At 70.2% G+C, this 487-nt stretch carries 1 protein-coding gene; it reads right to left on the reverse strand.

All coding sequences use genetic code 11. From position 1 onward, the window contains the following. Positions 1-487 (reverse strand): Gfo/Idh/MocA family protein (locus GSQ76_RS30345; RefSeq protein ID WP_158747814.1); only part of this gene is annotated, 487 nt, incomplete at both ends.

Here is a 487-nt window from a genome sequence, read left to right on the forward strand (position 1 = left end):
TTCGATCTCGCCGCAGAGGTGGCGGAGCACGTCGATGTCATGCACCAGGTTGATCAGGATGGGGCCACCGCCTTGTGCCCGGCGCCATTGGGTGTCGAAGTAGGGATCCGGCTTCAGCACGGTGGAGGAGGCGATGACCGAGACGAGCCTGCCCAGCCCCCCGTCGCGAATGAAGCGCCGGGCCGTGGCAACCACGGGATTGTGCCGCCGGAACTGGCCGACCAGCAACGCGACGCCAGCCCGGCTGGCCGCAGCGGCCATGGCTTCGGCGGTCGCCACATCCTCCGCCATCGGCTTTTCCACCAGCACGGCGATGCCGCGGGCGATGCAGGCCTGGACGTGCGGCCCATGCAGTTGGTTGGGCGTGGCAACGATTGCCGCATCGGGCCGCACGGCATCCAGCATCGCCTCCAGCGCGGCGTAGTGCGCAACGCCGAGCGACTGCGCCAGCGCGGCCGCTTCCGGGCTGGGGTCGGCGATGGCGACG

Origin of the sequence: Acidisphaera sp. L21 (genome assembly GCF_009765685.1) — a bacterium.
GTDB lineage: Bacteria > Pseudomonadota > Alphaproteobacteria > Acetobacterales > Acetobacteraceae > LMUY01.